Here is a 6,853-nt window from a genome sequence, read left to right as displayed (position 1 = left end):
AGTCTGAAAATCAAATTTTTAGGACTTTGTCTACACACTGAAAGAAAGGAAGAATATTCCTTTCTTTTACTTTTTTTATCAAACCATTCCATTTAACCATGTATGATTTTCATGTTAAAATGATAACTATGATTAATTAAGCTAGGAGTTGAAAGAATGTTACGAATTGGATCTCATGTTTCTATGAGCGGAAAAAAGATGTTTTTAGCCGCTAGTGAAGAAGCAGCAAGCTATGGTGCAAATACTTTTATGGTGTATACAGGTGCACCTCAAAATACACGTCGTAAAGCACTAGAAGATTTAAATATTGAAGCAGGTTTAAAACATATGGCTGAAAATGGAATTGCAGATATTATTGTCCATGCGCCTTATATCATTAATATTGGAAATACAACAAACCCAGCTACCTATGAACTAGGAGTTGAGTTTTTACAAAAAGAAATAGACCGTACAGCTGCTCTAGGAGCAAAACAAATCGTATTACATCCGGGAGCTCATGTTGGCGCAGGTGAAGATGCTGGTATAGATCGCATTATTCAAGGTTTAAATGAAGTACTAACTGCTGATACTCCTATACAAATTGCGCTTGAAACTATGGCAGGAAAAGGCTCTGAATGTGGTAAATCATTCGAAGAAATAGCGAGAATTATGGAAGGTGTTCAATACAACGATAAATTATCAGTTTGTTTGGATACATGCCATATTAATGATGCTGGCTATGATATCGTGAATGACTTTGATGGTGTTTTAGCCCAATTCGATCACTTAATTGGTATTGATAAAATAAAAGTACTTCATATTAACGATAGTAAGAACCCAATGGGAAGCCGAAAAGACCGACATGAGAACATTGGCTTTGGAACAATTGGATTCAAGGCATTAAACTATATTGTTCATCATCCACAATTAATGGACATCCCTAAAATACTAGAAACTCCATACGTTGGTGAGGATAAAAATAATAAAGTCGCACCATATAAATTAGAAATTGAAATGTTACGCAATCAAGAATTCAATGAAAGCTTCATTCAGGAATTATTGAAAGCTTAATTTAATGAAAACCAGCCCAATTTAAGTTTGTTTTATCTTCTTTTTTCCAATTAGCTATGAAAATCTTTTGAACCTTAAGTTAAACAAAAAAAAATCCCCTAACAAAATAGTTAGGGGTAATTCTATCTTCTCTATAAAACCATCTCTACAACTTTCTTTAACTTACTATCCATATATGAAGCGATTATTTTCCCATCTTTTATTCGCTTTACAGTGACAACATTATTAATTTGTTCGTGATCGTGTTCATCTAAATGTAATAATTTAATATAGACCACATTTGCCTTATCACGTTCGATTAAACTACTTGCGATATTAAGAGCTAGGTTATGGCTTAAATCATCCAAATGAAACAAATGATTAAACTTAAGTTCGTGCTCTGTTTCTTTGTCTAAATATACAATTTCATAATGTAGCTCATGTAAATCCATATTAATCCCTCTCATTTCGTTTTAGATTTAGTGGCAATACGTTGTATGAGCATTATATGATATGTGAAATGAGTAGAGTTATTAATTAACGCTTTTTAATGAACATTTAAACCAGGCTTAAGTTAAGTTAATTTTTGAAAAATAGTGTCGATTTGTTGAGCTGTAGCTTTAGAAGTAACATTTTCAATTTGGGCAAGAATTTGTTTTTTATGCTCTGCATCATAAATATTGTAATTTTTTCCGTTTAATATTGCAGCCACCTTATTGGCTTGATCTGGCGTAATATACACTTGATATTGCTGGCTTAATTTTAAAAGGTCTTTTGGTGTTATATTATTGACCTTTTTATTTACGAGAGTTTGGATAATATTCATTCTGGACCTCCTCTTAGATGAAATATTACATCAATAAATTTTATGAAAGGTCATTAAAAATAATGAGCATAGGACACTAATTCCAATTAATTTTTCAGAAATAATGGGTAAAAAAGCTTTTTGAAGAAGAGGAAATTGCGATAAAAAGCAGGAAATAGCAGTTGTTATAAAGAGATTAACGTTAAGGGAGAGATTGCAACTATGAATCCAGGAACTTAATTACTAAGGCGTTAAAGTATATGAATGATGAGATCGTGAAGGCAAAATAAGTAACTAATCAATTAAACTATTAAACTATAAAAGCTTGAATTCATAATAGAATTCAAGCTTTTGTTTAAAATTAATGGATTGCATTCTTTTTAAATTTTCCACCTTTTACATCAGCGATATTTCCGATTGCTACGAAAGCATTTTCATCATAGTCTTCAACAATTGACTTTAATTTTGCTTCTTCAAGTCGAGAAATAACTGTGAAGATGATTTTTTTATCTTCACCCATAAAGCCACCTTCGCCATGAAAATACGTAACACCTCGACCTAATCGAGCATTTAGTGCATCCCCAATTTCTTTATCATTATCACTAATGATCCATACAGATTTAGTATCCTGGAATCCTTCGATCGTTAGATCAATTGTTTTAAAAGCTACATAATAGGCAATTAATGAATACATAGCATTATCCCATCCAAATACAAAGCCTGCACTTCCTAGAATAAATACATTAAATGCCATAACAACCTCACCAATTGAAAAAGGTGATGATTTTGTTAATAGTATTCCGATAATTTCTGTGCCATCGAGTGAGCCTCCATTACGAATGACTAAGCCTACTCCTATTCCTAAACCTAAACCACCAAATAATGCAGCTAATAATGGGTCATTTGTTAAATGTGGAATGTCCTTAAAAAGGGAGGTAAATACTGAAAGTACAGTTATACCATATAATGTTGAAATAGCGAATGTTTTACCAATTTGCTTATAACCTACTATTACAAAAGGTAAGTTTAATAAGAATAGGAAAATACCTAGATTAATCGAAGTAATATGGGAGAGGATCAAAGAGATACCTACGATTCCACCGTCAATTATATCAGTTGGAATAAAGAAAGATTTTAAGCAAACTGCCATTAACACAGCTCCTAAAGTAATAAAAAACCCCCGTCTAATAATCTTGAAATTTGAAAGCTTACGATGTGTAATTGTGTTCAAAAAACCACCTCTTTATCTATATTTATATGTTAATTGTAACATATTGTATATTTCGTCACAAAGTAAAAAAGCTTATTTATTAAAATTGTATTACAATTTAACTACTAAAATTAAGCCTTTTAAAGTATGGAAAATGATGAAATTAATCGATAAATAATAAAACCTTTACCGAGTTTTCTTTGTTTACAAATATGAAGTATTCTCTTATACTAAGAGCTTGAAGTAAAACGTAATTATTCCTAAATAGATGAAGGTGTTTAAATAAATGAGTCAAAATATCATAAAAATTGAAGATTTGTCTTATAGCTATGAACGGCAAAAGGTTTTAAAAGACATTAATCTTCAAGTTAAAAAAGGAGACTTTTTAGGTTTAGTTGGACCAAACGGTAGCGGTAAATCAACTCTACTAAAATGTATATTAGGGATTCAACAACCAGATGAAGGAAAAATAGAGTTATTTGGTACAGATATTCGAAAAATGAAAAGCTGGGAAAAAATTGGTTATGTATCTCAAAAAGCAAATAGTTTTAACTCTGGATTTCCAGCATCAGTATTTGAAGTAGTATCTTTAGGGCTTGTTTCAAAAATTGGCTTATTTAACGGTTTTAAAAAATCTCATAAACAAAAAGTTGCAGATGCCTTAAGATCAGTTGGAATGTATGAGTTTGCAAATCGTAATATTGGTGAACTTTCAGGTGGCCAACAACAACGTGTCTTCATTGCCCGCGCACTTGTAAGCGATCCAGAACTATTAATACTTGATGAACCAACTGTTGGGGTAGATGCTGAAAATGTAGAAAGCTTTTATCAATTACTTAGCGATTTAAATATCAAGCTCGGTATCACTTTATTATTAGTATCACATGACATAGGCATTATTACTGATAAAGTATCACATGTTGCATGCTTAAATAAAAGACTCCATTTCCATGGTAGTCGAGATAAGTTTAAAGATGCAACTGAGAAGGATTTATCTCTTCTATATGGCCACACTGTACATGTACTATCTCACAATCACGAACACGAAGATGGAGGAGATAGAATATGATGGATTTTTTTCATTATGATTTTCTAAGAAATACTTTAATCACTGGAATGATTATTGGAGTGATGGCTCCATTATTAGGTGTATTCGTTGTATTTAGAAGATTATCACTAATATCTGATGCTTTAAGTCATGTAACTTTGTCAGGAGTTGCAGCAAGTCTTTTACTTGAAAAGTTTTTCTTTACTTCTGGTTTTATTAGTCCTTTATTTATGGGGATGACATTTTCGGTAGCTGGAGCATTTTTAATTGAAAAATTAAGAAGTGTATATAGACATTATCAAGAGTTAGCAATTCCAATTATACTTTCAGGTGGAATGGGATTAGGTGTTATATTAATTTCATTAGCTAATGGATTTAATACAGATCTTTTTAGTTATTTATTCGGTAGTGTAAGTGCTGTTTCAGGTGAAGATTTAATAACTGTCATAATTATAGCAGTATTAGTAGTAATATCTATCATAGTACTTTACAAAGAATTGTTCCTATTATCATTTGATGAAGAATATGCAGTTGCTTCAGGAATAAATGCAAAATGGATACATTATTTGTTTATATTATTAGTTGCTTTAGTAGTATCCATTTCTATGAGAGTTGTAGGCGTATTATTAGTTTCTTCACTTATGACTCTACCAGTAGCAGCAAGCATACGTATTTCAAAAGGTTTTAAGCAAACTATTTTCTTTTCAATTATTTTTGGAGAGCTTTCAGTTGTTGCAGGTATTTTACTTTCTTATAATTTAAATCTAGCGCCTGGTGGTACGATTGTAATCCTGCAAATCCTTATTCTTATTTTTACTTTAAGTTTGAAGAAATTAAGAACAAGTCAAAGGTAGTGATTAAATGAAATTAGCAGATGCATCAAAATTATTAAAAGAAAGAGGTTTCAAAAATACGCCTAAACGTTATGATATGCTCGAGTATATTTTTAGGCAAAATAAATATGTAACTGCAAGAGATATTCAACAAGCTTTAAAAGATAAATACAAAGGGCTTAGCTTCGATACAATTTATCGTAATTTATCCACGTTTATCGAGGTGGATGTAGTTGAAGTAACAGAACTAGAAGGAGAAAAACGTTTTCGTTCAAAGTGTTCTTCATCAGAACATCACCATCATTTTATTTGTTTAGATTGTGGAAATACAAAAAGTATTTATAGATGTCCAATGGACAATTTATCGGTTGATTTACCTGGCTATACGGTACAAAGTCATAAATTTGAAATTTACGGTCTTTGTCCAGATTGTAGTTGAAGCTAATACATACTACAATCAGAGTGAAAATTAGTGTGCATACGTAAGAGAGTACAAATTGTACTCTCGTTTTTATTTTGTAGAATTAGTAACCTGAAGTAGTTGGATTGAAATTCAATACATAATTTTCCAATTTAGTTTATACTTTAATTAGAGGTAAATTGTTCAAATGAAAAACAAAGGAGAGAATATATGGCTATAGGAGATATAATATTTCAGTTGTTTGTCATCTTAATACCAATTGTTATTATTATTTTTGCGGTATTTATTTTTCGATTTCTTAAAAAATACATGCTTCAAATGCAGAGACTTGAGGCAAAACTTGATAAAATAAATGAAAATTTAAAAAATGGAAAGTAGACAAGAGACAATTTGACTTAAAAGTGTTGAAATATCAAAATGCCCGCCAACCGCTCGCTTTCTTCGTTGCTTCGCCTGCTAAAGCGGTGCTCATTACCGTTNNCGCGCCTCGAAAGACAAGCGCTTACATCCAGTCTGAAAATCAAATTTTTGGACTATGTTTACACACTGCGACAATAAATATTATTGTCTTTTTTCGATTTATAAGGTATAGTAAATTTCAACATATATGTTTAAATGTTTAAACGTATAATCTTAATGGAGTTAATTAACTATTATAAATGTTCAAAGTAGGAGAAAAACGATGAAATTAAATGAAACAGTATTAATTACAGGTGCATCCGGTGGTATTGGAAAGGAATTAGCTTTTTTATTTGCAAAGGATGGATTCAATTTAGTTTTAGTAGCAAGATCAATTGATAATTTAATGAAAGTCAAAAATGAAATTGAATCAAAGTCAATAGTAAAGATTCATATATTCTCAAAGGATTTATCAAAAGAGGATGAAATTATTTCTTTACAAAAGGATTTAAATAAAGTAAATATTCAAGTCGACTATTTAGTGAATAATGCAGGGTTTGGGACATTTGGAGAGTTTGTAAATACAAATTTAGATGAAGAGTTAAACATGATTGATTTAAATATACGTACTGTTACACATCTTACAAAACTGTTTTTAACTGGTATGGTTGAACGAAATAAAGGTGGCGTGATGAATATTGCGTCTACTGCAGCATTTCAACCGGGACCATTAATGGCAGTTTATTATGCTACAAAGTCGTATGTACTTTCTTTTTCAGAAGCACTTTCGAATGAAATGAAAGGAACGAATGTTATGATAACTGCTGTGTGTCCTGGAGCAACTGAAACGAATTTTGGAAATCGCGCTAATATGCATGAATCAAATTTATTCCAAAGTGGAGTAGGAAATGTAAAAGATGTTGCTAAAGTAGCTTATAAAGGATTTAAAGACGGAAAGACGATTGTAATTCCTGGAACAACGAATAAAATACTAGCAAATTCTGTTCGATTCATGCCAAGAAAATTAGTTACGAACGTCGTAAGACATATCCAAAGAAGAATATAATAAAAAACGACTCAATCATATGCGATTGAGTCGTTTTTCGTT

The 6,853-nt window shown here is 31.1% G+C and carries 9 protein-coding genes; 6 read left to right on the top strand and 3 right to left on the bottom strand.

What is annotated here, in order from left to right:
- The first annotated feature begins 156 nt into the window (after positions 1-156).
- On the top strand, positions 157-1,050 hold the full coding sequence (locus tag COC46_RS04230; RefSeq protein WP_098808510.1) for a deoxyribonuclease IV: 894 nt from the start codon (positions 157-159) through the stop codon (positions 1,048-1,050).
- Positions 1,051-1,181: 131 nt separating this feature from the next.
- On the opposite strand, the gene COC46_RS04225 is transcribed toward COC46_RS04230, so the two are convergent.
- The 3 genes from COC46_RS04225 to COC46_RS04215 all read right to left on the bottom strand — a co-directional run bounded on the left by COC46_RS04225 (position 1,182) and on the right by COC46_RS04215 (position 3,065).
- Entirely contained in the window at positions 1,182-1,481 is a 300-nt protein-coding gene (locus COC46_RS04225) for a hypothetical protein (RefSeq protein ID WP_098808509.1), read from the bottom strand.
- Positions 1,482-1,603: 122 nt separating this feature from the next.
- Positions 1,604-1,855 (bottom strand): DUF2624 family protein, encoded by a 252-nt coding sequence (locus COC46_RS04220; RefSeq protein ID WP_098808508.1) that lies wholly within the window; start codon positions 1,853-1,855, stop codon positions 1,604-1,606.
- A gap of 340 nt (positions 1,856-2,195) precedes the next feature.
- Positions 2,196-3,065 (bottom strand): YitT family protein, encoded by an 870-nt coding sequence (locus tag COC46_RS04215; RefSeq protein WP_098808507.1) that lies wholly within the window; start codon positions 3,063-3,065, stop codon positions 2,196-2,198.
- Positions 3,066-3,330: 265 nt separating this feature from the next.
- On the opposite strand from COC46_RS04215, the gene COC46_RS04210 reads away from it, so the two are divergent.
- From COC46_RS04210 to COC46_RS04190, 5 genes are all read left to right on the top strand, one after another.
- Positions 3,331-4,113, top strand: coding sequence for a metal ABC transporter ATP-binding protein (locus COC46_RS04210; protein WP_098808506.1), 783 nt, complete (start codon positions 3,331-3,333; stop codon positions 4,111-4,113).
- Complete coding sequence (locus COC46_RS04205; RefSeq protein ID WP_098808505.1) at positions 4,110-4,946, top strand: metal ABC transporter permease; 837 nt, start codon at positions 4,110-4,112, stop codon at positions 4,944-4,946. Before COC46_RS04210 ends, COC46_RS04205 begins: the two co-directional genes overlap by 4 nt.
- Positions 4,947-4,953: 7 nt before the next feature.
- Positions 4,954-5,364 carry a Fur family transcriptional regulator gene (locus COC46_RS04200; protein ID WP_098808504.1) on the top strand — a complete coding sequence of 137 codons (411 nt, stop codon included), beginning with the start codon at positions 4,954-4,956 and terminating at the stop codon, positions 5,362-5,364.
- A gap of 192 nt (positions 5,365-5,556) precedes the next feature.
- Positions 5,557-5,724 (top strand): hypothetical protein, encoded by a 168-nt coding sequence (locus COC46_RS22105; protein ID WP_098808503.1) that lies wholly within the window; start codon positions 5,557-5,559, stop codon positions 5,722-5,724.
- Positions 5,725-6,028: 304 nt separating this feature from the next.
- Positions 6,029-6,811: an SDR family NAD(P)-dependent oxidoreductase gene (locus COC46_RS04190; protein ID WP_098808502.1), complete on the top strand. Its 783-nt coding sequence runs from the start codon at positions 6,029-6,031 to the stop codon at positions 6,809-6,811.
- Positions 6,812-6,853: the final 42 nt, after the last annotated feature.

Origin of the sequence: Bacillus sp. AFS041924 (assembly GCF_002577195.1) — a bacterium.
In the GTDB taxonomy this organism is placed as follows: domain Bacteria; phylum Bacillota; class Bacilli; order Bacillales; family Bacillaceae_G; genus Gottfriedia.
The sequence above is the reverse complement of the archived record's forward strand: the minus strand, read 5'-3'. Positions and strand labels throughout refer to the sequence as shown.

Coding starts and splice junctions, on each gene's coding strand:
- COC46_RS04230 (WP_098808510.1), top strand. CDS start 157: ATGTTACGAATTGGATCTCATGTTTCTATGAGCGGAAAAAAGATGTTT.
- COC46_RS04225 (WP_098808509.1), bottom strand. CDS start 1,481: ATGGATTTACATGAGCTACATTATGAAATTGTATATTTAGACAAAGAA.
- COC46_RS04220 (WP_098808508.1), bottom strand. CDS start 1,855: ATGAATATTATCCAAACTCTCGTAAATAAAAAGGTCAATAATATAACA.
- COC46_RS04210 (WP_098808506.1), top strand. CDS start 3,331: ATGAGTCAAAATATCATAAAAATTGAAGATTTGTCTTATAGCTATGAA.
- COC46_RS04205 (WP_098808505.1), top strand. CDS start 4,110: ATGATGGATTTTTTTCATTATGATTTTCTAAGAAATACTTTAATCACT.
- COC46_RS04200 (WP_098808504.1), top strand. CDS start 4,954: ATGAAATTAGCAGATGCATCAAAATTATTAAAAGAAAGAGGTTTCAAA.
- COC46_RS22105 (WP_098808503.1), top strand. CDS start 5,557: ATGGCTATAGGAGATATAATATTTCAGTTGTTTGTCATCTTAATACCA.
- COC46_RS04190 (WP_098808502.1), top strand. CDS start 6,029: ATGAAATTAAATGAAACAGTATTAATTACAGGTGCATCCGGTGGTATT.